Source organism: Bradyrhizobium japonicum USDA 6, assembly GCF_000284375.1.
In the GTDB taxonomy this organism is placed as follows: Bacteria; Pseudomonadota; Alphaproteobacteria; order Rhizobiales; family Xanthobacteraceae; genus Bradyrhizobium; species Bradyrhizobium japonicum.
On sequence record NC_017249.1, the window covers coordinates 126,109 to 149,207 of the forward strand.

A 23,099-nucleotide genomic window follows, 5' to 3' on the forward strand; every position below is an offset into this window, starting at 1 on the left:
CGCGCGCTCACGACCCGTGAGCGCCGATCAGTTCGGATGCCACCAGCGGCCGCCGATAACGACCCCTTCGGAGACGATCTTGCGATCGCCGATCAGGTGCTCGCCGACGACGTCCTCATAGTCGAACTGGCCCTGCCTGACTGTAACAAGCGTGGCGTCGCCGACGCTGCCGGGCTTGAGGCTGCCAAGCTCCGGACGCCGCAACGCCATCGCCGCGTTCACCGTCGAGGCGGCGACGACGTCCGACAGCTCCATGCCCATGCACAGGAACTTCGACATGGTCGTGACCTGGTCGAAGGCCGGGCCGTCGATGCAGAGCTGATGGATATCGGAAGAGATGGTGTCGGGATAGAAGCCGTTGGCGAGCATCGCGCGCGCGGTCTTGAAGGCGAACGAGCCCTTGCCGTGGCCGATATCGAACAGCACGCCGCGCTCGCGCGCGTCCAGCACCGCCTTCTTCACCGTGCCTTGCGCGGTCGCCGGCGTATTGGGGAAGGGGCGGAACGCATGGGTCAGCACGTCGCCCGGACGCAGGCGGCCCAGCACCTCCTCGTAGCTCGGCGGCGGATGGTCGATATGCGCCATCAGCGGCATGCCGACCTCGTTCGCGACCTCGAGCGCGATGTCGAGCGGCACGATCCCCGACGTGCCCGAGGAGTGCAGCCCTACGCGCACCTTGATGCCGACGATGAGGTCGCGGTTGGCATCGGCCACCTTGGCCGCCTCGATCGGATTCATCAGCCGCAGTTCCTCGCTCTCGCCGACCATGATCCGGTGCGAGAAGCCGAAGATGCCCGCATGTGAGACGTGCAGATAGGCGAGGATGCGGACCTGGCTCGGCTCGATCACATGCTTGCGGAAGCCCGCGAAATTGCCGGGACCGGCGCTGCCGGTATCGACCGCCGTGGTGACGCCGGACAGGCGGCAGAATTCCTCGGCGTCGATGCCGAGCGAGGTGCCGCCCCAATAGACATGGGTGTGCAGATCGATCAGCCCCGGCGTCACGATATAGCGCGAGACGTCGCGCACGTCGGTGCCCGGATCCGCCTTCAGCCCGGTCCCGACGGCGGCGACCTTGCCGCCGGCAAAGGCGATGTCCGTCACGGCGTCGAGCTTCTGGGACGGGTCGACCACACGGCCGCCGCGCAGGATCAAATCGAAAGGCATCGTTGTCTCCGGATGGGGTAGCGAGGCGTGGCCGGCACGTCGGCAAGGCCAGGAAGGACGTCTTTCGCTTCTAGCAAATTTTGCGCCGACGAGCGTGGCAAACAGCGACGATTGCCTATGACAAAATGGCGATCCCGGGAAGACACGTGCGAAGCTGAAACATCCGCGGCCTATTGAAAAGACGGCGAGCGCGCATCCGGCAAACATCGAGTCGTCGGCAGGTCTCGGGCCAATGAGTGTCCGGCAAAGGTCGAGACGTGGCCGACATCATGTAGCTGGAGAAAAACGATGGAACGACTGAAATTGCTTGGCGTGATCGCTCTTTGCGCAACCCTGGCGCCGGGAGCGGCCGCCTCTGCGCGCGGCGGCGGACATGGGGGCGGTGGACATGGCGGCGGTGGCGGACATTTCGGGGGTGGCGGCGGATTTCACGGTGGTGGGCACTTCGGAGGCGGCGGAGGCTTCCACGGCGGAGCTGGTCATTTCCGGGCCGCTGGCGGCTTCCATGGCGGCCAATTCCATCATGCCGGGTTCCGGCATCGCTACCGCCACGCATGGGCTTACGGCGGGGGTCTTGGCCTTGGCGGCGCCTTCGCATTGGGCGCCTATTCGGGCTGGCCTTACTATGGCGGCTACGACGACGGCTACTACGGCGACTACGACTCTGCGGATGGCTCGTCCTATTGCGAACAAAAATATCGCTCGTACGACCCGGCTTCGGGAACGTATCTCGGCTACGATGGCAAGCGACACCCCTGCCCATAGCTCGATGTAGTGATGTCTTCGCGCCGTGCCCGCCGGCACCTTGGGAATCCCTGAGATCGCCGACGACGCACGGCCCGAATGCCGGCGCGTTCCGAACTGTGCGAGCCACTCTCGCAGCCATCCGTCCAAAAGCAACGCCGGCCCCTCCGGACCAGCGCGACGCCGCGACTGAAGGCCGCTCCGGTCAAGGCTGCTGGACGGCTGATGCAACCATCCTTGACAACCAATCTTCCACTGAAAGGCCGGCCTTCCTGGCCCTGGCAGTTACTTCGTCGACCATTGACGGCTTCAAGGGGACATTGAGGATGATCTCGGAAGCCTCCTCCACATCATAAACGAGCACTGTTACGCGACTCGCGAACCGGCGAACCTTTGCAGTCCTGTCGGCGTCCGAAAGGCTATTGTCCCTGGCGACAGTTGGGCAATACGCTCCGATCAAGTGATCGATGATCAGGGTCCTTGACAGGCCGAGACGCCTGAGCGCGTCGATGCTTGAGTTCAAGCGGCCGGGATCGTCCATCGCGTTGCCGACCGGAAGTAACTTCTGAATTTCAGCCCTCTTTGCCGGCGTCGTCTCGTCAATAGATTCCGGGCATTCGAAGCTCATCTTCGCCGCTTGCGCCGGAAGTGTGGCTCCCAGCATCAACGCGAGTGCCACACCTGTCTTTGCAAGATGTTCCATGGCAAGCGTCCGCGCTCTCATACGATGTTTCGATTCGCGTCATCGTCTTCAACATGCCGCAAGCGCTGCGACGACTGGTAGAGCGTAGCCAGGAAGCCCTTCATCGTCTTCTTGGCTTCAGCGGCACCTTTCTGGAATGCACGGTTCGATGTGAGCCTAACACCGTTACGCACCAATATCGCACTTGAAGATCGAACTTGGCAGTTTCGGCGGCGTCAGCTGCGGCAAGGCTTCATCAAGAACCGAAGAGAAGAGCGTCCTTCATGGGTGCGAGCATTGCTACGACCAAGAGAGAACAGTTTGAGCCATGCAGCCTGAGCAAAAACCGAGCAAAATTTCTGCTCAGCCCCTGGCGACACAAAGCTAAGTCGTTGAAAAAATGGCGATCCCGGCATGACTCGAACATGCGACCTACGGTTTAGGAAACCGCCGCTCTATCCGGCTGAGCTACGGGACCGCGGAACCTGCGGGTGCGGGTTCGGGCCCCCTCATAGCAGAGCAGGATACGGTTCGCCAGCCGCAAGGCGGGCCGGATCATCGTCAACCTGAACAGAGCGGCTATACAATCGCGTCCAGGTCCCTCCCGGCGGAGCAGCTCACATGATCGAAAGCATCAGCGCCATCACGCTCGGCACACATGACATGGGGCGCTCCGTGCACTTCTACCGGTCGCTGGGGTTCGAGCTCCTGTATGGCGGCGAAGCCGCTGCATTCACCAGCTTTCGTGCCGGCACTGGCTATCTCAACCTGACGGCGCAGCCGGACGACAAGCGCTGGTCCTGGTGGGGCCGCATCATCTTCTACGTCGCCGATGTCGACGGGACCTATGAGCGCGCACGCGCCGCCGGATGGCAGCCGTCGACCACGCCGCGCGATGCAGAATGGGGGGAGCGATACTTCCATCTCACCGACCCCGACGGCCATGAACTCAGTTTCGCGCGGCCGTTGTCCTGACCGAATAAGTCGCATCTGCTGACGTTCCAAAGCACAAGTAGCGCTGTCTCAGCCGCCGTGGCAAGCTCGGCGCGGTTGCCTCAAGCGAGAATTGGATCTGGGTTCTAACCAGGGAGGACGACCATGGTAACCTATGTCGTGCTGGGAAACTTCACTGATCAGGGAGTCCGCAACGTCAAGGACTCGCCGAAGCGGGCCGAAGCCTTCAAGGAGATGGCCAAGACGTTCGGCGTGACCGTGAAAGAGATCGTCTGGACGCAGGGACGGTATGACGTTGTGACCGTTCTCGAGGCTCCAGATGAGGCTGCCGCGATGTCGCTCAGCCTTAGTCTCAGTGCACTCGGCAATGTCCGCACCGAAACGCTGCGCGCGTTTTCGGCGGCAGATATGACAAAGATCGTCGGCAAGATGCTCTGACGCTCAAGCCCGCGCAAGCGGGCCGGGCCTGGCACCGAACTTGGCACCGGACCTGGGATGGCAATCCCGGAAAGAGGCGTTTTACGCCTTGATATTGTTGTCCTTCACCACCTTGCCCCAATAGGCGACCTGCTTGTCGAAGAAGGTCTTGAAGGCGGCGCCGTCCTGGAGCAGCAGCGTCATTTGCTGGGTCTCCTTGAGCTGGGCGGCGGTCGCGGGCTCGCTCAGGATCTCCCTGGACGCCGTCGCCATGGCCGCGACGACATCCGGCGGCGTGCCCGACGGTGCAAAAACGCCCCACCAGGCGAGCGTCTCGAAGTCCGGGAAGCCAGCCTCGATCGCGGTCGGCGTATCCGGCAACGCCGGCAGTCGCTCGCGGCCGAGTTGCAGGATCGGCCGCAGCATGTTGGTGCCGAGCTGGGCCGAGACCAGCGCCGCCGATCCCGCGATCAGATCGACATGGCCGCCGAGCACGTCGTTCATCGCCGGACCGCCGCCGCGATAGGGCACGTGCATGATCTCGACGCCGGCCTTGGTGCCGAGCACGGTCATGGCGAGATGGCCGAGCGTGCCGATGCCGACGGAGGCATATTTCACCGCGCCGGGCGTCGCCTTGCAGGCGGCGACCACGTCGGCAAAGCTCTTGTAGGGACGGCCGGCGCCGGCAGCGATCACGTAGGGCGCGGTGCCCACCAGCAGCACCGGCATCAGCTCACGCTCGACATCGACCGGTGGCTTGTCGAGGATGGACGGGATCACCGCGTGGGAATCGAAGGTGACCAGGAACGTCGAGCCGTCCGGCGGGCTCTTGGCGACCTGCGCCGCGCCGAGCGCGCCGGCGGCGCCCGACTTGTTCTCGACCACGACGATGCGGTTGAGCTTTGTCTGCAGATTGGCCTGCAACAGTCGCGCCATCGCATCGGTCGAGCCGCCCGGCGGAAACGGCACGACCAGCGTAATCTTGCCGGCCTGCGCCACCGCTGGCGCGATTGCGAGAATGGCGGGCGCTGCCAGCAGCGTGCGTCGTGTGATCGTCATGGTCCCCTCCCCTTTGGTTTTGCGCCTGGCTTTTTGCTCTTTGGCGCCTAGGTCGTGCCGAAGCCCGACCCCGCTTTTTTGTATTCTGGCCGTGGTGGACTGAAAATGTCCAGCACGCGGGCCCCATCGGGGCCGGCGCGCATCGTGTGCGGCACATTGCCGGGCGTGCGCCAGAAATCGCCCTTCTTCACCGGAATTTCCTCATCACCCTGGACGCGGATGGCGGAGCCGTCGAGCAGCACGCCCCATTGCTCCTCGGGATGATGATGCAGCGTGCCTTGCGCATGCGGGGCCAGCGTCACCACCGACAGCATCGCCTGCTCGCCGGAGAAGATGCGCGTGGTGACCCCCGCCGCGAGCTCGCGAAACAGCCCGTCGCTGGGATCGTTGATGTTGTGAAATTCGTCCTTCTGGCTCACGCTGCCCTCCCCTTCATTCTGATCTGATCAGGATTTGCCGTAGGAGCCCTGGTAGCGGCCCTCGCGGATCGCCTTCATGGTCTCCTCCTCACGCGCGACCTGGGCGCGGACGGCTTCCAGCAGCGCCGCGGCGCCGGCGGCGGGGAACGACACCACGCCGTCCTCATCGCCGACGACGACGTCGCCGGGCGAGATCACGCTGCCGCCGATCGTCACGGGCACGTTGACCTCGCCGGGGCCGTTCTTGTAGGGGCCGCGATGGATCACCGCGCGGGCGTAGCAGGGAAAGTCGTCGGCCGCGAAGGCCGCGACATCGCGGATCGCGCCGTCGATGACATAGCCTTCGGCTTTGCGCCACTGCGCGATGTTCTTCATGATCTCGCCGACCAGCGCCCGGGTCTCGTCGCCACCGCCGTCGACCACGATGACGTCGCCCGGGCCGACCAGCTCGAGCGCGCGGTGGATGGCGAGATTGTCGCCGGGACGCGTGCGCACCGTGAAGGCCGTCCCCACCAGCTTGCCGCCGCGATGATACGGCTTTAGCCCCACCGCGCCCGGCAGCCGGGCGAGATTGTCTGAAATGACCGAAGTCGGCGCGCCGCGAAAACCCTCGATGATCTCGGCCGGCGGCTTCGGCACGCTGTTCGCTGCGATGGTGATCGTCATGTCTCAATCCTTCTGTATTCTTCTTATTCGGCGTGCGCCCGCGCCTTCGCCGGCCGAATCCGGAAGGCGCGCCCTTCCTTCATCCACGCCGCGCGCTCGTCGCGCAACAGGGTGCGGCGAACTTTTCCGGAATCATCGCGCGGCGGGGCGCTGACGATCTCGAAGCTCTCGGGGTGCTTGTAGCGGCTCAGCCTGTCCTTCAAGAAGTCCGCCATGCCGTCGGCGATGGCCTGGCCGTCCGCGTCCGGCTCCGGCTCGATGATGGCGTGCACGCGCTGGCCCAATTCCGGATCGGGCAATCCCACCACCACGCAGGACCGCACACCTGGCGACTCGGAGACCGCGGCCTCGACCTCGGCCGGATAGATGTTGGCGCCGCCGCGCAGCACCATGTCGGCGAGACGGTCGCCGAGATAGAGATAGCCTTCCGCGTCCAGCCGACCGATATCGCCGAGCGACTCCCAGCCGTCCGCGCGGCGCTTCGGCGCGGCGCCGAGATAGTGATAGGTGGCGTCCTCGCCGTCATTGTTGAGGAAATAGATCTCGCCGGTCTCGCCGGGCGCGACGTCGTTGCCGTCCTCGCCGACGATGCGCAAGCGCGCCATCTCGCCGATCTTGCCGACCGAGCCCTTGTGGGTCAGCCATTCCGTGCCTGATATGATGCACGAGCCCTGCCGCTCGGTGCCGCCATAGAGCTCCCAGACCCGCTCAGGCCCGAGCCAGGCGATCCAGTTCTCCTTCAGCCAGGGCGGCATCGGAGCTGCCATGTGGAACACGGTCTGGAGGCTCGACACGTCATAAGAGTTGCGCACGCTCTCCGGCAACGCCCAGATCCGGTGCATCATGGTCGGCACGAAATTGACCCATTGCACGCGCTCGCGCGCGATCTGGCGCAGCGTTTCCTCGGCATCGAACTTGACGAGGCCGGTGAGCTGGCCGCCGGTGAACAGCGCGTAGTGCGACACGATGAACGGCGCATTGTGGTAGAGCGGACCGGGATTGAGCAGCGAAACGCCGAAGGGAATGTTGAGCGGTGGCGCGGCGACCGTGTCGGTCACTGCTGGCTGATGATCGAGGATCACCTTTGGCCGGCCGGTCGAGCCGCCGCTGGTCATGGCTTTCCAGTAACGGGCCACCGGCGGATCGAGCGGCTCGTCCGAAAAACCTTCCGGCACGAAATCCGCCGGCAGGCGGTTCGGCGCGTTCCAGTCGGCCTCGCCGCCGACCACCAGCGCGGGCTTCAGGATGTCGAGCACCGCAGCGGCTTCGCCGCGCGGCAGCCGCCACGACAGCGACGTCGGCGTCGCTCCGCACTTCCATACCGCAAACGAGGTCTCGAAGAACGCGTTGCCGTTAGGCAAGCCGATTGCGACAAAGTCGCCGGGCTTGACGCCCTTGGCCATGAACGCTCGCGCGCGCCGATTGGCGCCGCGTTCGAGCTCGTCCCATGTCAGCGTATCCTGCCCGTGGCGGACGGCGATCGTGCCTTGCGGTTTGCGTTGAGCGTACCAGCGAGGCACGTCGGACAGGGGTAGCAGCATCAGGCGTTTCCACTTCGTCTTCTTGGCGAAGTCTCAGGATGAGGCGTCGCGAGACGAAGTGTAACAGCCGGAGCCAAGCCTTCAAGGCATCTGCCTTCAAGACGTCCGCATCAGCGCTCCGCCCCGCAGCCCGGAATATCGAACAGCGCCGCGAGGCCGCATTTCGAGGTCAGCATCTTGTCGCCGTCATGGCCGACGCCGGCGACGTCCCAGACCCGGTGATTGGGCGTACCGCGGTCGCGCTTGGCCATCGCATCCGCATAAGCGTGGCCGCGGGCGTAGCGCGTGGGACCTTGCGCCTCGGCCATGCAGCTCTTGTCCAGCGCGGAATGCTTCGGATTGGTGTCGAGCGTGCCGAGCAGATAGATCACCTCGCGCTCGACGTAGCGCTGCTCCAGCGCTACCGGCGTTGCGTTCGCAAGATAGGGCGGACGCCCGTCCATGCCGTATTTCCAGTTGTTGTAGCCCGGGCAGGATGCGGCGATCGCCGGCACGGGCCGCGTGTTGCTGAAATAAGCGTAGGAGGAGGGGTTGGCGACGACGTAGCGGACATCGATATGCTGGCGCGACAGCGCCACCTCGCCTTTGCCGGCGATCGCATAGCGTTGCGCGACCTGGCCACCGCCGGAATGGCCGGCGACGACGACCTGCTTCAGATTCGGGAAGATACGCCGGTCCGAGAGTTTTACGAGGATCGCATCGAGCGCATCGAAGGATGAGACCGGATTCGGCGCCAGCGCGGCGTCGCCGCCCTCCCATCCCTCCAGCGACCAGCGCAGCGTATCCGCGGGCAGCTTGTGCGCGTCGATATCGATCTCCGCCAGAAACTGCGGGACGATCATCAGCGCGTTCTTGCCGTCGTCGCCCGCCGCAACCTGCGCAGTATGGGCCGACATGTAATATTCGTCGGCATTGCGCAGGCGTCCGTGCAGCAGGATGATGGCGCGCGAGATCGCCGGCAGCGGCAGCGACCAGTCGCTGGAGAGATAGAGCGGCAGCATTCCCTGGCCGCCGACCGAGAGCCGCGCGTCGGCAATCGCCCTCACCGGCTTGCGGTTGGGCGCTTCTTCGTCCGCTGCGAACGCATGGCTCGAAATGAACGCCAATGTGATTGCGGCGAGACGGGCCAACGCTCTCATGATGGATATTCCCCTTCGAACTCAAACCAATAAAAGTCTAAGCCGATCACGTGCCGCGCGGCTGTGACTCTCGCGCCACGTCAAGCAAAAATGTCAGCATTCCAGCCATGAAATTCCCGAGTTCCACGGGTGACAAGCCGGCGATAAAGGGGCAAAAATCGGACCCGACTCAGTTCGGGTTGAGTTTTGCAAGGAATGCTCTCGTAGAATGTCGGACGTAGTTGCATCGCGTCGTGCGGCGCTTGTCGTTGCCGCAGCAGGATTTCTTCTGCTGACGCCGTTGCATGCCCACGCCCAATGGTGGAAGCGCGCGCCCGTCGATTTCGAGGAATGCGCCGACGCCGCCGAGAAGGCCGCGAACAAGACCGAGAAGACGGCTGCGCTTGCCGATTGCAACGCCAAGTTCGCCGGCCGCCGCAAGCCAGGCGGCGGCTATTCCTATTACGATTTCCTCCAGGACCGCACCTTCGACATCGCAGGTCCCAACCCGACGCCGGAGGAGCAGAAGAGGATAGACGAATCCTACACCGCCTACCTCGCCAATCAGCGCCGTAGCAATGAAGCGGCCCAAGCCGCCGCGCGCCAGCAACGCGAGCAGCGCGAGCAACAGGAACAGCAAGCGCGGCAGCAGCAGGTCGCACTGCGAACCGAGGTCGAGCGCGTGCCCGCCCCGGTCGCGCGCGTGCCTGTCCCGGTCGAGCGGCCGAAGGTGCAGCAGTCCGTCAGCCCGCGACCGAAGGGCGCACCCTGCACCAAGGGCTCGTTCTCCTGCGAATGGCCGCGGCTATCGGAAAGCTTGAGCGATCTGAAGAAGCTGTTCACCCCGGCGCCAAGCAAGCCGGCGAAGAAGGGGTGAGCCACGGCTTCAGCCGTCATTGCGAGCGTAGCGAAGCAATCCAGAGTCTTTCCGCGGAGGGATTCTGGATTGCTTCGCTGCGCTCGCGATGACGAGTTGGATGGATATTCGTGCCCCCATCCTCAGTTCGGATGCTTCTTCTTGACGCGCTTGGGTGCGGGCACCGATTGACTCCCCGGCGCCGTTGTCATCGGCGAACCACTTAACGCCTTGCGGCTCTCCTGCAACCGCCTGTCATAGCCGGGCGAGCTCACCACCGTTGGCGGCCTTGCATAGGCGAGCGTCGACGCGGCGCAGAGCGCGGCCAGCGCGAGCACAATCACCAGATAACGCCTCATCGGTGCTCCTCCCGCCGCCCGGCTCGCACTCAGGCCGCTCCGCGGATCTGCCGCGGCGTCAGTCGCGGCGGACCATTGCCTGCCGCCTCGGCCTGCTTGATCAGCGCAACAATGCGGCGCATCAGCGGCACATCGACGTTGTTCTGCTCGGCGAGTGCGATGACTGCGCCCTGGAGATAGTCGATCTCGGTCTTGCGGCCCTGCTTCAGGTCCTGCCACATCGAGGAACGCGCCTCGGGATCGATCTTCATCGTGCGTCCCAGGATCGCATTGAAGATCACATCGGGCAGCCTCAGCAGGGTCGGCGTCCACCTCAGCGGGATCGGCGTCGCCGAGACCGGCGTGATGCCGGCGGCCGTCATCGCAGCCACGCCTTCGGCCATCTGGTCGGCGAACAGTTTTCGCCAGTCGCGGTTCGCCAGTTGCGCGGCGAGCGGCATGTCGGACAGCGCGCTGAGCGCATTGTTCAAATTGATGATCAGCTTGCCCCATTGCACGTCGGTGATGTCACGGCTTGCGCGCACGGCGAGGCCGGGCACCGACAGCGCTGCGGCCGTATTCGCCTCATCCGCGCCGACATGGATGTCGCCGGACGTCGAGCGGTGGAAGCGTCCCTCGCCCATCGCGATCACGTTGAACGGCACCATGCCGGCGAGCACGCGCCGGCCGCCGAGCCGCTCGCGCAGAACCGCGACATTGCTGACGCCGTTTTGCAGGGAGACGATGACGGCGTCCTGCGGCGCGTGCCGGGCTATCTGGTCCGCGACATCGGCGGTGTCGGCGCTCTTCACCGTGACCAGCACGATGCCGGCGTTGTGGAAGATCGCGGGATCCTCCGACAGCGCGAGCTGGCCCGCGCCGAGCTTCTGCTCGGAGCCGTCGAAATCGGTCAGCCGCAGGCCGAACCGCTCGATCTCGGTTTTGACCCGCGGCCGCACCAGCAGCGCGACGCGATGCCCTCCGGCCGCCAGCAGGCCTCCGACGAAACAGCCGATGGCGCCCGCGCCGGCCACCACGATCGGTCGATCCGCAACCACCTGACCTTGCTCCCTTCAATGACCCGCCCTCGATAGCAGAGGCAACGTCGGCTGCCCATTGGTTGCAGTGCATTCGCCTTGTAACCGTCATGAGAGCCTCATATGTTTTTGCCCCGGGGGGCTGTCACCGGCGAGAACTCGCCGACGAGAACGAAGGAGAGCACCATGGGTCTACTCGACGTCCTCAACGGCATGCAGAACGGCCCCCGCGGCCCGAGCACGCCCAGCTCTGAGCAATCCTCCGGCGGCATGTCGCCAATGACCATGGCGCTGCTCGGCCTGATCGCCTGGAAGGCGTTCAAGCATCTGACGGCAGGCCAGCCCGACGCGGCGCCGGCGCCGCAGCAGCGCTCGCCGCTGCCGCCTCCGACGCCTGTCAATACGGGCAGCAGTGCTGTTCCCGGCGGCCCCGGTGGTAGCGGCGGCCTCAGCGACCTGCTCAAGGGCGGCCTCGGCGGCCTGCTCGCGGGCGGCGCCGCCGGCACCGTGCTGAGCGGCGGCCTCGGCGATCTCCTCAACCAGCTTCAGCAGGGCGGCCACGGCGAGGCCGCGAATTCCTGGGTCGGCAAGGGCGAGAACAAGGCGATTGCGCCCGGCGATCTCGCCAGCGCCCTCGGCGCCGACCAGATCCAAAGCCTGTCCGCCCAGAGCGGCCTGTCGCGCGACGAGTTGCTCTCCGGCCTCAGCCAGTATCTGCCACAGGTGATCGACCACCTGACGCCGGACGGACGGCTGCCGACCGAGAGCGAGCTCTCGGGCAGACTCTAATCGAACCTTGATCTACCCGTTCTCGGGAAGGGGAGCACTGACATGAGCATGGGCGGCCTGTTGTGGATCATCGTCGTCGGCTTCGTCGCCGGCCTTATCGCGCGCTGGCTGGCGCCGGGACCGAACAACCCGAGCGGCTTCATCCTCACCACCATCCTGGGCATTGCAGGTGCGTTTCTCGCCACCTTCGTCGGACAGGCGATCGGGCACTACAGCCCAGACCAGGGCGCCGGCTTCATCATGGCCACGATCGGCGCGGTGGTGGTGCTGTTCATCTGGCACCGGCTGGTCGCGAGCGGCGTGATAAAAGGGTAGCGGTGCGGGACGTCGCGCACGACGCTGCCCTCGCACTCCGTCATTGCGAGGAGCCCTTGCGACGAAGCAATCCAGACTGTCCGCGCGGACGCTCTCTGGATTGCTTCGCTTCGCTCGCAATGACGAATTAAGTAATCAAATGCATGCCCGCATCCATGCGCACGACCTCGCCGGTCATGTTGCTCGACGCCGGCGTCGCCAGGAAGCAGACGAGCTGCGCGATGTCATTGGCGGATGAAGCGACCTTCAGCGGCACCTTCGCCACCACGCTGTCGCGCACCTGCTTGGCGCCGGCCTCGCCGCGGCCCTTGGTGAACCAGGGCGTATCGATATAGCCGGGACACACCGTGTTGACGCGGATCAGCGGCGCCAGTGCACGTGACAGCGACAACGTCATCGTGTTGAGCGCGCCCTTGCTCGCGGCATAGGCGATCGACGAGCCGACGCCGCTGATGCCGGCAACCGAGGACACGTTGACCACGGCGGACGGCCGCTCCGAAGCCTTCGCCCCGGCCTCGAGCAGGCTGCGCGCCGCGCGCACCATCTGGAACGGGCCAATCGTGTTGATGCCGTACAAGCGCTGGAAATCTTCGGCCGACAATCCATCGAGATCGGCATGCGCGACATGCTTGGTGATGCCGGCATTGTTGACGAGCACGTCGAGCCGGCCCCAGCCGCTGGCTGCCGCGACGATCTTGCGGCAATCCTCGTCGCGCGAGACGTCGCCCTGCGCGACCAGCACTTCCGCCGCGCCTGCCTTGCGGCACAGTTCGGCCGTGGCCTCGGCTTCCTTCTGGCTCGAGGAATAGTTGATGACGAGCCGCGCCCCGCTCCGCGCGAGAATTTCCGCGGTCGCTGCACCAAGTCCAGATGCGGACCCCGTCACGATTGCGCACAAGCCGTCTTTTGCCATCCGGATTTCCTTCCCCTTGATTGAATGCAAGCCTTGAGCAGCTGGCCCTGTTTAGCGAGTTTGCCGCGCCCTGCAAATCGAGCAAACTCCGCTAAGCGGAATTAGTCCATAGCAGCTCTTGCGCCCATGCCGGAGCCGCAGATGGGCCTGCGGTCAACGCTTGTCAGGGCCATGGCTTTTTCGGATCATCGGGCGCAAGAAGAGACCGCGCGCCGCGCCGACCGGGCGGACCGCGCCAATGGCAAAACACGGGGAACGCTGTGGCGGAGAGTGACAATATCGTCGTCGAGACCGCGGAGAAAATCTTCGCCGACCTCGCCGATCCGCAGACCATCAACAACGACAAGAAGGGTTCGTGGCAGGCGCCGCTGTGGCAGGCGCTGAGCGAAGCCGGCTTGCCTTTGTCCTGGGTGCCCGACGATCTCGGCGGCTCCGGCGCCAGCCTTGCCGACGGTTTTGCGCTGCTGAATGCCGCCGGCCGCTTCGCAGTCGCGGTTCCCCTGGCCGAAACCATGCTCGCAGGCTGGCTGCTTGCGCAGGCGAAAATCGCCTCACCGGAAGGTGAGATGACGGTGCTGCCGGCCTCGCCGAAGGATCGCATCACGCTCGATGCCGACGGCGCGCTCTCCGGCCGCGCCCGCGGCGTGCCCTTTGCCAAGGCAGCGAAGCACTTTGCGGTGCTGGCGCACGGCAAGGATGGGATCTCGGTTGCCTTGGTCGAAGCGAGCAAGGGCCGGATCGAATCCGGACTCAACGTCGGCTACGACCACAGCGATACCGTGACGCTCGACAAGGTCCAGCCCGTCACCGTCAAGCCCGCAAAGGGCCTTGACCAGACCACGCTCATGCTGATGGGCGGCGTCGCGCGCAGCCTTCAGATCGCGGGCGCGCTGGAAGCGATGCTCGACATCTCCGTGCGCTATTCCAACGAGCGCGTCGCGTTCGAGAAGAAGATCTCGAAGTTTCAGGCCGTGCAGCACAATCTCGCCCGCCTCGCCGGCGAATCCGCCGCGGCGCTCGCGGCCGCGACGTCGGCGGCCGATGCCATCGCGAACGCAAAATCATTCGACGACGAGGTCTACCTCGAAGCCGCCTCGGCAAAGATCCGCTGCGCGGAGGCCGCGGAAAAAGGCGGCGCCATCGCGCATCAGGTGCACGGCGCCATCGGCTTCACCAGCGAGCACATCCTGCACCGCTTTTCGCTGCGGGCGCTGGCCTGGCGCGACGATTTCGGTTCGGAGAGCCACTGGGCCGTCGAGCTCGGCAAGCTGGTGGCAAACCGCGGCGCCGACGAATTGTGGCCGCTCGTGGCTTCGCGCTGATCAGAGGACGAGACAACAATGACCGCTGCCCTCCGTTTCGATCCGATCCGCCTGCCCGAGAAGTGCGAGCAATTGCGCAAGGAAGTGCGCGCCTTCCTCGCCGAGGAAATCGCGGCCGGTACCTTCGATCCGCACAAACCCAACCGCGAGGACACCGACGCGCCGGAATTTTCCCGCCGGGTCGGCGCCAAGGGCTGGCTGGGCATGACCTGGCCGAAGAAATATGGCGGCCAGGAGCGCTCCTTCCTCGAGCGCTACGTGGTGACCGAGGAAATGCGCGTCGCCAACGCGCCGACGCGGCGTTTCTTCGTCGCCGACCGCCAGAGCGGGCCGGTGCTGATCAAATACGCGCCCGAGCATATCAAGATGGATATCCTGCCGCGCATCTGCCGCGGCGAGATCTGCTTTGCGATCGGCATGAGCGAGCCGAACTCCGGCTCCGACCTGTTCGCGGCGAAGACGCGCGCGACCAAAACCGACGGCGGCTATCTCATCAATGGAACCAAGATCTGGACCTCGTCGGCGCACATCGCCGACTACATGATCGCGATCTTCCGGACCTCGCAGCCGACCAAGGAAAACCGCCGTCACGGCCTGACCCAGTTTCTGGTCAAGATGAAGCAGCCGGGCATCCAGGTGAACCCGATCGGCCAGATCACCGGGCAGTACGAGTTCAACGAGGTCGTCTTCACCGACTTCTTCGTCCCCGACGATCACGTGCTCGGCGAAGTCGACGGCGCCTGGAAGCAGGCGACGAGCGAGCTCGCCTATGAGCGTTCCGGCCCCGAGCGTTTTCTGGAGACCTACTACGTGCTGACCGAGCTGGTGCGTGCGGTCGGCCCCACCCCGGACACCCGCAGCGCCGAGGGCATCGGCCGGCTCGTGGCGCAGCTCCACACCATGCGGCGCATGTCGGTCTCGGTTGCGGGCATGCTGCAGGCCGGCAAGGAGCCGGTGGTGGAGGCGTCCATCGTCAAGGACATCGGCACGGTCTGGGAGCAGCAGCTTCCGCATCGCGTGCGCGATCTCGCCGCCTTCGTCGAGGAGACCGCGACCAACCGCGAGACGCTGGAGCGGCAACTCGACTTCGCCATCAAGACCGCACCGAAACTCACCATCCAGGGCGGCACCACCGAGGTGCTGCGCGGCATCATCGCGCGCGGACTGGGTTTGCGCTAATTCAATCGAGGATCGTCATGAGCACCTACAAAGATATCGGCGTCGAAAAAGTTGGCCACGTCGGCACCATCGAGATCCGCCGTCCGCCGCTGAACTTCTTCGACATCTCGCTGATCAACCAGATCGCGGATGCACTCGACGAGTTCGATCGCGACATCGAGATCCGCGCATCCGTGCTGTCGGCACAAGGCAAGGCTTTCTGCGCCGGCGCCAATTTTGGCGATCCGGCGCGGCAGGCGCAGGAAGCGCGCGAAGCCGAGAAGAAGGGCGACCCGGCCGACAACCTCGGCCCGATCAACCATCTCTACATCCAGGCCGTGCGCATCTTCCGCGCCAAGAAGCCGATCGTCGCGGCCGTGCAGGGCGCGGCCATCGGCGGCGGGCTCGGTCTTGCAGTGTCGGCCGACTTCCGCGTCACCTGCCCGGAAGCGCGCTTCTCCGCCAACTTCACGAAGCTCGGCTTCCATCCCGGCTTCGGCCTGACGGTGACGCTGCCCGAGCTGATCGGCAAGAACAACGCCGAGTTGATGTTTTACACCAGCCGCCGCGTCACCGGCGAAGAAGCCGTCAAGTGGGGCCTCGCCAACGAGCTGGTGCCGCAGGACCAGGTGAAGGCAGGCGCGATGAAGCTCGCCGCCGAAATCGCCGAATGCTCCCCGCTCGGCCTCCTCTCCACCCGCGCCACGATGCGCGCCAACCTCGCCGATCGCGTGATGGCCGCGACCAATCACGAGCTCGCCGAGCAGACGCGCTTGCGGGCAACGGAAGACTTCAAGGAAGGCGTCAAGGCCACGGAAGAGCGCCGCACGGCGAATTTCAAGGGAAGGTAGCCTCCCCCTCTCCCCTTGTGGTGACGTCTCCCCATTCTTCCTTGAGCGGCCGCACTCTCGGACCCGTCATCCCTGCGCAACGGCGTAGCCGTTGTCGATGGAGGTGCGAGCTGCGCGGTGCGCAGCACCGTGCGGGGAGCTTTGAAGGATGAACGGCCCCGCCGGTGGCCGTCACCCTTCGAGGCTCGCCGAAGAGGCTAGCACCTCAGCGACAACGGCTACGCCGTTGCGCAGGGATGACGGATCACTGACATCAACTGACGCGGAACGTCACCCCGCCGAGCAGAAACTCGTTCCCCGCAACCGCGAGTCCCTTCGCCTTCGCGGCATGCAGCACGCTCGCGACATCCGCCACCTGAAACTCCAGCGCGCTCATGATCTCGCTGGCGCCCTTCACGAAGCGGAAGGTGGCATTGGGCAATGTCAATTCGGCACCGCCACTCGGCGCGGCCCCGATGATCTTCCCCCAATGTTCCGCGAGCCCCTGAGGATCCGGGCTCTGCATCTCCACGCCCGTCAGCGCCTGCGTCACATCCTTGCGGATGAACTTTTGCCAGTCCGGCCCCGCGGGCGGGTACGGCCCCAGAATATCGTCGCTGCCCTTGGTATGGTTGAACTCGATGAAGGCCGCGCGGCAGTCGCGGGGGTGGAGCTGCACGCCGTGATAGGGCGCGTGGTCGATCACGTTGGCGGTGCGCACGCCCATCGCATTGGCGTTGCGGCCGCGTTCGTCCGGATCGTTGCAGCAGAAGATCGCCATATAGCCGCCGCGGCCGCCGGTCTTCTCGATGAAGCGGCCGGCAGTGGTGCCGCCCTTGAACGGCGCGACCACCTCCAGCAGGATCGTGTCGACCGGGAGCAGCACGTTCTCCAGGCCGTATTTGGCGACATTGCCATCGCGGTAGCAGACGGCGAGGCCCATGATCCCGGCGATGTCGGAGGCCACAGGCGCGAGCTGCGGCGCGACGAGGCAGATCTGCCGGAGCCGCATATAGGGCGCCATCGTCATGTGCCCCTGAAGGTCGGCTTTCGCTTTTCGACGAAGGCCTTCGCGGCTTCCTTGTGATCCTCGGTGTCGCTGCAACGGGTGTGATGGATCGCCTCGCCGTCGAAGCAATCTTCCAGCGCCAGATGCTCGGCGTTGTTGATGTTGCGCTTGATGAAGCCGAGCGCGATCGATGGGCCCTGCGCCAGCGACAGCGCGAGCTCGTGCGCGGCGGCATCGATCTCGGCGTCGGGCACCACCTTCGTCACCATCCCGATCGCATGCGCCTCCTTCGCGGTCAGCACCGGCGACATCAGATAGAGCTCGCGCGCCCGCGCGCTGCCGAGCAGCTGCGTCAGGAAATATGTGCCGCCATAATCGCCGGAGAAGCCGACCTTGGCGAAGGCGGTCGTGATCTTGCAGGATTCGCTCGCGATGCGCAGGTCGCAGGACAGCGCCATGGAAAGGCCGGCGCCGGCGGCCGCGCCGTCGAGCTGCGCCACCACGGGCTTCGGCATCTGGTGCAGGATGCGCGAGACCTCCATGCCGCGGCGCAGGTTCGCCATTTTCACTTCGAACGGCAGCGGCGCACGGCCTGCCGCCATCGACTTGACGTCGCCGCCGACGCAGAACGAGCCGCCTGCGCCCTTGAACAGCACCGCGCGCACCTCGGGATCGTCGGCCGCGCGCCGCGCGGCCTCGACCAGCCCTGCGACCATGTCGGGGTTGAGCGCGTTCTTCCGCTCCGGGCGGTTCATCGTGATGGTGAGCAGCCCGCCTTCGAGCTTTTGCAGGACCATGTCGTTCATGGGACGTCTCCCTTGTTGTTTTGCTCGGGCCTCAGCCACACCCATCATTGTGAGGAGCGAAGCGACGAAGCAATCCAGATCGTCTCTGCGGAAACATCTCTGGATTGCCTCGCTTCGCCCGCAATGACGGCTATTTCTTCACCAGCGGGCAGCGCGACTGCTCCAGCGACTGGAACGCCTCGTTGCCGGGCACGGTGGCGAGCAGCTTGTAGTCGTCCCAGCGGCCCTTGGACTCCGACGGCTTCTTGACCTCGAACAGGTACATGTCGTGGATCATGCGACCGTCCTCGCGGATCTTGCCGTTCTTGGCGAAGAAGTCGTTGATCGGCGTCTCCTTCATCACCTTGATGACCGCGGCCGAGTCGGTCGTGCCCGCGGCCTTCACGGCCTTCAGGTAATGCATGACGGACGAATAGACGCCGGCCTGCGCCGAGGTCGGCACCCGCTTGGTGCGCTCCATGAATCGCTTCGAGAACGCGCGCGTATCGTCGTTGAGGTCCCAGTAGAACGCTTCGGCGAGCAGCAGGCCCTGCGCGGTCTCCAGCCCGATCGAATCGATGTCGGAGACGAAGGCGAGCAGCGGCGAGACCTTCTGGCCGCCCTTGGTGATGCCGAACTCGGCCGCCTGCTTGATGGCGTTGACGGTATCGCCGCCGGCGTTGGCAAGGCCAATCACCTTGGCTTTGGACGCTTGAGCCTGGAGCAGGAACGACGAGAAATCCGACGTGTTGAGCGGATGGCGCACGGCGCCGAGCACCTTGCCGCCGGTCTTGGTGACGACGGCGCTGGTGTCCTTCTCCAGGTCCTGGCCGAAGGCGTAGTCGGCGGTGAGGAAGAACCAGCTGTCGAGGCCGGACTTCACCGCGGCAAGACCGGTCACGTTGGCCTGGCCGTAAGTGTCGAACACGTAGTGGATGGTGTAGGGACCGCAGGCCTCGTTGGTGAGACGGATCGAGCCCGGGCCGTTGAACATGATGATCTTGTTGCGCGCTTTCGCGATCTCGCCGGCGGCGAGCGCAGTGGCCGAGGCCGCGACGTCGTAGATCATCTCGACGCCCTGGTTGTCGAGCATGTCGCGGGCGATGTTGGCGGACAGGTCAGCCTTGTTGAGATGGTCGGCCGCCAGCACCTGGATCTTGCGTCCCAGCACCTCGCCGCCAAAATCTTCGACGGCCATCTTAGCCGCGGTCTCGCTGCCGGGACCGGTGATGTCGGCATAGAGGCTCGACATGTCGAGGATGCCGCCGATCTTCAGCGGCGGCTTGTCCTGGGCCTGCGCGGCGGCGCTCGCACTCAGGGCGAACGCTGCGGCAAAAATGCCCGACAGAATATGCTTCATCGAAAAAGACCTCCCTTATCGCGCCGTACTCTGATGGCGGCTTGGTTATTGCTCTTGGTTATTGCGCTTGGCTATCGCTATTGCCGCAATCATGCCGCATGCGCGAGAGCGCAGCAAGCGCAGGTGCGTTACGAAGCGGCGATTGGCGCGCGCGTTTTCCGCAAAGCGGAATGGTCGGGTACGGATAATTGTTTCTCCGTCATTGCGAGCAGAGCGAAGCAATCCGGAATCTTCCGCGGCGGGACTGCTTGGCTGCGCTCGCAATGACGGAGCGTGACGAAGCCTCTTCGCGAGACGCTACGCTTGAGTTAAGACTGGCACTCAACGCAACCTCTCCGGGCAACGTGACACGACTGTTTCACTTCATCGTCGCATTTCTTCTCGCCGCGGCTCACACTGCGTTCGCCGCCCCGTGCCAATTCGAGACTCAAGGCGAGGGCCGCGTCGCGGCGATGGTCGACGCCCGCAGCGTGCGTCTCGATGACGGCCGCGAAGTGCGCCTCACCGGAATCGAACCGACCGCGACGACGAAGCAGGCACTGACCTCGCTGCTCGTCGGGCGCGACGTGAGTCTGCGGAGCGCGGACGACACGCCCGACCGCTACGGCCGCCAAGCTGCGTTCATATTTGCCGGCGACGGCGGCATCTCCGTGCAGGCAGTGCTGCTCGCCCAGGGCGACGCCCTCGTCTCCGCCGAGATCGCGGACAAGGACTGCGCGGCGGCCCTGATGGCGGCGGAGACCGAGGCACGGCGCCAAAAAAAGGGCAACTGGGCTGACCCGTCGGCCATAAAAAACGCGGAAAGTCCGGACGATATTTTGGCGGGGATCGGGCGCTTTATGGTGGTCGAGGGCAAAGTCCTGTCGGTCCGGCAAGCTGGGGCAATGACGTACCTCAACTTCGGACGAAACTGGACACGCGGCTTTGCCGTGACTATTTCAAAGCGCACGCAACCCGCGTTCGAAAACGCCGGGATTGCTCTTAAGTCCCTGGAAAATCGACGCATTCGCGTCCGCGGCTGGGTCGAGGGGAATACAGGGCCACGCATCGATGTGCGCCTTGCGGGGCAGGTCGAGTTGCTGGGCGCAAACGAGCCGACTGGGGTAAGGCCCTAAAAAGGGCCAGGCACGGGTTAAGCGACGTGAATGGGGTGCTAGGGTCTGTACCTAAATAGCGCCACGTGATTCTCTTGCCTACGTGTTGATTCGGGGGCGAGAGAATGCGCGCTGGTTTGTTTTGGCTGAACGACAGGCAATGGGCGCGTATCGAACCGCATCTGCCGAGGGGACTGACGGGGCCGGATCGGGACGACGACCGACGCATCGTCAGCGGCATCATTCACATGCTGCAATCGGGTGCACGATGGCGTGATTGTCCACGTGAATACGGCCCTTACACGACGATCTACAATCGCTTCAATCGCTGGGCCAAGCGAGGACGATGGTGCGCAATCTTCGAAGCGCTGGCCAAGCCTGGCGAAGACGGCGTCGTACTGTCGCTCGACTCGACCTCGATTAAAGCTCACCGGTGTGCCTCCGGCGGAAAAGGGGGGAGCACAATCAAGCAATCGGCCGCTCGCGCGGAGGCCGCACGACAAAAATCCATGCGCTGAGCGATCCGCTCTGCCGGCCGGTCGTCCTGCATCTGACTCCAGGCCAAGATGCCGATATCGCTGCGGCTCCCGATGTCCTGGCGCTCGCGCCACCCATGAGCGTGCTCCTCGCCGACAAAGGGTATGATGGCGACAAGCTTCGCGGCGCAATCATTCGTCGTGGCGCCAAGCCCGTAATCCCCAATAAATCTAACCGTGTCGTCATCCATCGCTTCAACAAACGCGCCTACAAAGGACGAAATGTCATCGAACGCTGCTTTTGCAGGCTCAAGGACTTCCGGCGCATCGCCACGCGATATGACAAGCTCGCCCGTAATTTTTTGGCCGCTGTTCATCTCGCCGCTCTCGTCGCATATTGGCTCAATTGAGTCTGGACCCTAGAACGGCACGTATGCAGTGAACGCCGCCGCCTGCGGGCTGCGCCGGCCGCGCTGTGCCTCGTGCTGGGCTCGGCCCTTGCCGGTTGCGGCGACATGAACCGGTTCCAGACCGCAGCGGCCCCGCCGACGGTCGCGATGCCCAGGCCGAAGCCGGCGGTCGCGCAGACCCCCGCCACCGAAAAGGAGCACGAGCGCATCCTGGCGAGCTATGGCGGGACCTATGACGACCCCAGGCTCGAATCGCTCGTCAGCAAGACCGTCGACCGGCTCGTCGCGGCGTCCGACCGCCCCGACCAGGGCTACAAGGTCACCATCCTCAATTCCGGCGCCGTGAACGCGTTCGCGCTGCCGAACGGCCAGCTCTATGTCACCCGCGGCCTGCTCGCGCTCGCCAGCGACACCTCGGAATTGTCCTCCGTGCTCAGCCACGAGATGGCGCATGTGCTGTCCAAGCACGCCGCGATGCGCGAAGACCAGGCGCGCCAGGCCGCGATCGTCACCCGCGTCGTCACCGACATGAGCAACGATCCCGATCTCACCGCGCTTGCGCTGGCCAAGACCAAGCTCACCATGGCGAGCTTTTCGCGCAACCAGGAGTTCGAAGCCGACGCCATCGGCGTCGGCCTTTCCGCCAAGGCCCATTTCGACCCCTATGGTGCCGCCCGCTTCCTCTCGGCGATGGAGCGCAATGCCGAGCTCAAGGTCGGCAAGACCTCGCTCGATCCGCGCGCGCAGGATTTCACCTCGTCGCATCCGGCCACCCCCGAGCGGGTGCAGAATGCGCAGACCATCGCACGGCAATATGCGGCGCCCGAGGGCGCCGAGCGCGACCGCGAGACCTACCTCGCCGCGATCGACAACCTCGTCTATGGCGAGGACCCCAGCGAAGGTTTTGTCCGCGGCCGGCGCTTCCTGCACCCGAAACTCGGCTTCACCTTCCAGGCGCCGGACAATTTCACGCTCGACAACACCGCGCAGGCGGTGATCGGCGTGCGCGACGGCGGCTCGCAGGCGATGCGCTTCGACGTCGTGCGGGTGCCGGCCGAGCAGTCGCTCGGCGATTACCTGAATTCCGGCTGGATGGAGGGCGTCGAGAAGGCCTCCACCGAAGACATCACCATCAACGGTTTTCCGGCTGCGTCCGCCACCGCCAAGGGCGATCAGTGGCAATTCAAGGTCTATGCGTTGCGCTTCGGCAGCGACGTCTATCGCTTCATCTTCGCGACACGGCAGAAATCGACCGAGAGCGAGCGCAACGCGCGCGAGACCGTCAATTCATTCCGCCGCCTGACGCTCGACGAGATCCAGGCCGCGCGGCCCCTGCGCATCAAGGTCATCACCGTGCAGCCCGGCGACACCGTGGAATCGCTCTCCCACCGCATGGCCGGCGTCGATCATCCCGCCGAGCGCTTCCGCGTGCTCAACGGGCTCGATCGCAACGCCCAGGTGAAGGTACGGGATCGCGTGAAGGTCGTGGCGGATTGACGCGCGCCAAGCGCGCGTCATCCCGGGGCGCGCTCAGCGCGAACCCGGGATCTCGAGCCGCCAATTCCGCTGCCGCAGGGCCGTAGGGTGGGCAAAGGCGCGTAGCGCCGTGCCCACGACCCGTCAATGATAGCGACAGATGG

The 23,099-nt window shown here is 65.0% G+C and carries 25 protein-coding genes and 1 tRNA gene; 12 read left to right on the forward strand and 14 right to left on the reverse strand.

Translation table 11 applies throughout. The features are described 5' to 3' along the window. Positions 1 to 27: 27 nt before the first annotated feature. The gene (locus tag BJ6T_RS00610; protein WP_014490339.1) at positions 28 to 1,167 is read right to left on the reverse strand and encodes an amidohydrolase/deacetylase family metallohydrolase; all 1,140 of its coding nucleotides are present in this window, start codon (positions 1,165 to 1,167) and stop codon (positions 28 to 30) included. Positions 1,168 to 1,455: 288 nt separating this feature from the next. On the opposite strand from BJ6T_RS00610, the gene BJ6T_RS00615 reads away from it, so the two are divergent. Then, entirely contained in the window at positions 1,456 to 1,932 is a 477-nt protein-coding gene (locus BJ6T_RS00615; RefSeq protein WP_080588599.1) for a BA14K family protein, read from the forward strand. 184 nt (positions 1,933 to 2,116) lie between these two features. On the opposite strand, the gene BJ6T_RS00620 is transcribed toward BJ6T_RS00615, so the two are convergent. Both BJ6T_RS00620 and BJ6T_RS00625 read right to left on the reverse strand, forming a co-directional pair. Continuing rightward, positions 2,117 to 2,614 carry a hypothetical protein gene (locus BJ6T_RS00620; RefSeq protein ID WP_028170450.1) on the reverse strand — a complete coding sequence of 166 codons (498 nt, stop codon included), beginning with the start codon at positions 2,612 to 2,614 and terminating at the stop codon, positions 2,117 to 2,119. A gap of 380 nt (positions 2,615 to 2,994) precedes the next feature. Beyond that, positions 2,995 to 3,071, reverse strand: a tRNA-Arg gene (locus BJ6T_RS00625). A 143-nt stretch (positions 3,072 to 3,214) separates the two neighbouring features. On the opposite strand from BJ6T_RS00625, the gene BJ6T_RS00630 reads away from it, so the two are divergent. Together BJ6T_RS00630 and BJ6T_RS00635 are read left to right on the forward strand one after the other, a co-directional pair. Continuing rightward, positions 3,215 to 3,568, forward strand: a complete 354-nt coding sequence (locus BJ6T_RS00630; RefSeq protein WP_014490343.1) for a VOC family protein — start codon at positions 3,215 to 3,217, stop codon at positions 3,566 to 3,568. Between the two features lie 123 nt (positions 3,569 to 3,691). Continuing rightward, on the forward strand, positions 3,692 to 3,985 hold the full coding sequence (locus tag BJ6T_RS00635) for a GYD domain-containing protein (protein ID WP_014490344.1): 294 nt from the start codon (positions 3,692 to 3,694) through the stop codon (positions 3,983 to 3,985). An 81-nt stretch (positions 3,986 to 4,066) separates the two neighbouring features. On the opposite strand, the gene BJ6T_RS00640 is transcribed toward BJ6T_RS00635, so the two are convergent. From BJ6T_RS00640 to BJ6T_RS00660, 5 genes are all read right to left on the reverse strand, one after another. Continuing rightward, the gene (locus BJ6T_RS00640; protein ID WP_014490345.1) at positions 4,067 to 5,023 is read right to left on the reverse strand and encodes a tripartite tricarboxylate transporter substrate-binding protein; all 957 of its coding nucleotides are present in this window, start codon (positions 5,021 to 5,023) and stop codon (positions 4,067 to 4,069) included. Between the two features lie 47 nt (positions 5,024 to 5,070). Continuing rightward, entirely contained in the window at positions 5,071 to 5,442 is a 372-nt protein-coding gene (locus BJ6T_RS00645; RefSeq protein ID WP_014490346.1) for a dimethylsulfonioproprionate lyase family protein, read from the reverse strand. A gap of 27 nt (positions 5,443 to 5,469) precedes the next feature. Next, entirely contained in the window at positions 5,470 to 6,108 is a 639-nt protein-coding gene (locus BJ6T_RS00650) for an RraA family protein (protein ID WP_014490347.1), read from the reverse strand. Positions 6,109 to 6,131: 23 nt separating this feature from the next. Next, positions 6,132 to 7,649 carry an AMP-binding protein gene (locus BJ6T_RS00655; RefSeq protein ID WP_014490348.1) on the reverse strand — a complete coding sequence of 506 codons (1,518 nt, stop codon included), beginning with the start codon at positions 7,647 to 7,649 and terminating at the stop codon, positions 6,132 to 6,134. A gap of 110 nt (positions 7,650 to 7,759) precedes the next feature. Beyond that, positions 7,760 to 8,788, reverse strand: a complete 1,029-nt coding sequence (locus BJ6T_RS00660) for an alpha/beta hydrolase (RefSeq protein ID WP_014490349.1) — start codon at positions 8,786 to 8,788, stop codon at positions 7,760 to 7,762. 208 nt (positions 8,789 to 8,996) lie between these two features. Between BJ6T_RS00660 and BJ6T_RS46890 the strand changes: the two genes are divergently transcribed. After that, on the forward strand, positions 8,997 to 9,644 hold the full coding sequence (locus BJ6T_RS46890; RefSeq protein ID WP_014490350.1) for a hypothetical protein: 648 nt from the start codon (positions 8,997 to 8,999) through the stop codon (positions 9,642 to 9,644). Between the two features lie 122 nt (positions 9,645 to 9,766). Here the strand turns inward: BJ6T_RS46890 and BJ6T_RS00670 are convergent, their stop codons facing one another. Continuing rightward, complete coding sequence (locus tag BJ6T_RS00670; RefSeq protein ID WP_014490351.1) at positions 9,767 to 9,982, reverse strand: hypothetical protein; 216 nt, start codon at positions 9,980 to 9,982, stop codon at positions 9,767 to 9,769. 29 nt (positions 9,983 to 10,011) lie between these two features. After that, positions 10,012 to 11,019, reverse strand: a complete 1,008-nt coding sequence (locus BJ6T_RS00675) for a 2-dehydropantoate 2-reductase (RefSeq protein WP_014490352.1) — start codon at positions 11,017 to 11,019, stop codon at positions 10,012 to 10,014. Positions 11,020 to 11,184: 165 nt separating this feature from the next. Here BJ6T_RS00675 and BJ6T_RS00680 point away from each other — a divergent pair, with 165 nt between their 5' ends. Then, on the forward strand, positions 11,185 to 11,787 hold the full coding sequence (locus tag BJ6T_RS00680) for a YidB family protein (protein ID WP_014490353.1): 603 nt from the start codon (positions 11,185 to 11,187) through the stop codon (positions 11,785 to 11,787). Between the two features lie 42 nt (positions 11,788 to 11,829). Next, positions 11,830 to 12,102 (forward strand): GlsB/YeaQ/YmgE family stress response membrane protein, encoded by a 273-nt coding sequence (locus tag BJ6T_RS00685; protein WP_014490354.1) that lies wholly within the window; start codon positions 11,830 to 11,832, stop codon positions 12,100 to 12,102. 127 nt (positions 12,103 to 12,229) lie between these two features. Here the strand turns inward: BJ6T_RS00685 and BJ6T_RS00690 are convergent, their stop codons facing one another. Further along, positions 12,230 to 13,015, reverse strand: coding sequence for an SDR family NAD(P)-dependent oxidoreductase (locus BJ6T_RS00690; protein WP_014490355.1), 786 nt, complete (start codon positions 13,013 to 13,015; stop codon positions 12,230 to 12,232). 260 nt (positions 13,016 to 13,275) lie between these two features. Here BJ6T_RS00690 and BJ6T_RS00695 point away from each other — a divergent pair, with 260 nt between their 5' ends. The 3 genes from BJ6T_RS00695 to BJ6T_RS00705 are packed head-to-tail and all read left to right on the forward strand — an operon-like array spanning position 13,276 to position 16,346. Beyond that, on the forward strand, positions 13,276 to 14,337 hold the full coding sequence (locus tag BJ6T_RS00695; protein WP_014490356.1) for an acyl-CoA dehydrogenase family protein: 1,062 nt from the start codon (positions 13,276 to 13,278) through the stop codon (positions 14,335 to 14,337). Positions 14,338 to 14,355: 18 nt separating this feature from the next. Beyond that, on the forward strand, positions 14,356 to 15,516 hold the full coding sequence (locus tag BJ6T_RS00700; protein WP_014490357.1) for an acyl-CoA dehydrogenase family protein: 1,161 nt from the start codon (positions 14,356 to 14,358) through the stop codon (positions 15,514 to 15,516). A 17-nt stretch (positions 15,517 to 15,533) separates the two neighbouring features. Next, positions 15,534 to 16,346 (forward strand): enoyl-CoA hydratase/isomerase family protein, encoded by an 813-nt coding sequence (locus BJ6T_RS00705; RefSeq protein WP_014490358.1) that lies wholly within the window; start codon positions 15,534 to 15,536, stop codon positions 16,344 to 16,346. Between the two features lie 253 nt (positions 16,347 to 16,599). Here BJ6T_RS00705 and BJ6T_RS00710 read toward each other — a convergent pair whose 3' ends face one another. From BJ6T_RS00710 to BJ6T_RS00720, 3 genes are all read right to left on the reverse strand, one after another. Next, positions 16,600 to 17,349: a VOC family protein gene (locus tag BJ6T_RS00710; RefSeq protein ID WP_014490359.1), complete on the reverse strand. Its 750-nt coding sequence runs from the start codon at positions 17,347 to 17,349 to the stop codon at positions 16,600 to 16,602. A 2-nt stretch (positions 17,350 to 17,351) separates the two neighbouring features. Continuing rightward, positions 17,352 to 18,140: an enoyl-CoA hydratase gene (locus tag BJ6T_RS00715; RefSeq protein ID WP_014490360.1), complete on the reverse strand. Its 789-nt coding sequence runs from the start codon at positions 18,138 to 18,140 to the stop codon at positions 17,352 to 17,354. A gap of 130 nt (positions 18,141 to 18,270) precedes the next feature. Then, positions 18,271 to 19,479 (reverse strand): ABC transporter substrate-binding protein, encoded by a 1,209-nt coding sequence (locus BJ6T_RS00720; RefSeq protein WP_014490361.1) that lies wholly within the window; start codon positions 19,477 to 19,479, stop codon positions 18,271 to 18,273. 263 nt (positions 19,480 to 19,742) lie between these two features. Between BJ6T_RS00720 and BJ6T_RS00725 the strand changes: the two genes are divergently transcribed. The 3 genes from BJ6T_RS00725 (at position 19,743) to BJ6T_RS00735 (ending at position 22,956) form a co-directional block, all read left to right on the forward strand. After that, positions 19,743 to 20,594, forward strand: a complete 852-nt coding sequence (locus tag BJ6T_RS00725; protein WP_014490362.1) for a thermonuclease family protein — start codon at positions 19,743 to 19,745, stop codon at positions 20,592 to 20,594. Positions 20,595 to 20,698: 104 nt separating this feature from the next. Continuing rightward, a protein-coding gene (locus BJ6T_RS43000) for an IS5-like element ISBj2 family transposase (protein ID WP_110115815.1) occupies positions 20,699 to 21,459 on the forward strand; the annotation gives its coding sequence in 2 pieces (ribosomal slippage) (positions 20,699 to 21,038 and positions 21,038 to 21,459; 762 coding nt in all). Positions 21,460 to 21,564: 105 nt separating this feature from the next. Then, on the forward strand, positions 21,565 to 22,956 hold the full coding sequence (locus BJ6T_RS00735; RefSeq protein ID WP_028170101.1) for a M48 family metalloprotease: 1,392 nt from the start codon (positions 21,565 to 21,567) through the stop codon (positions 22,954 to 22,956). Positions 22,957 to 23,099: the final 143 nt, after the last annotated feature.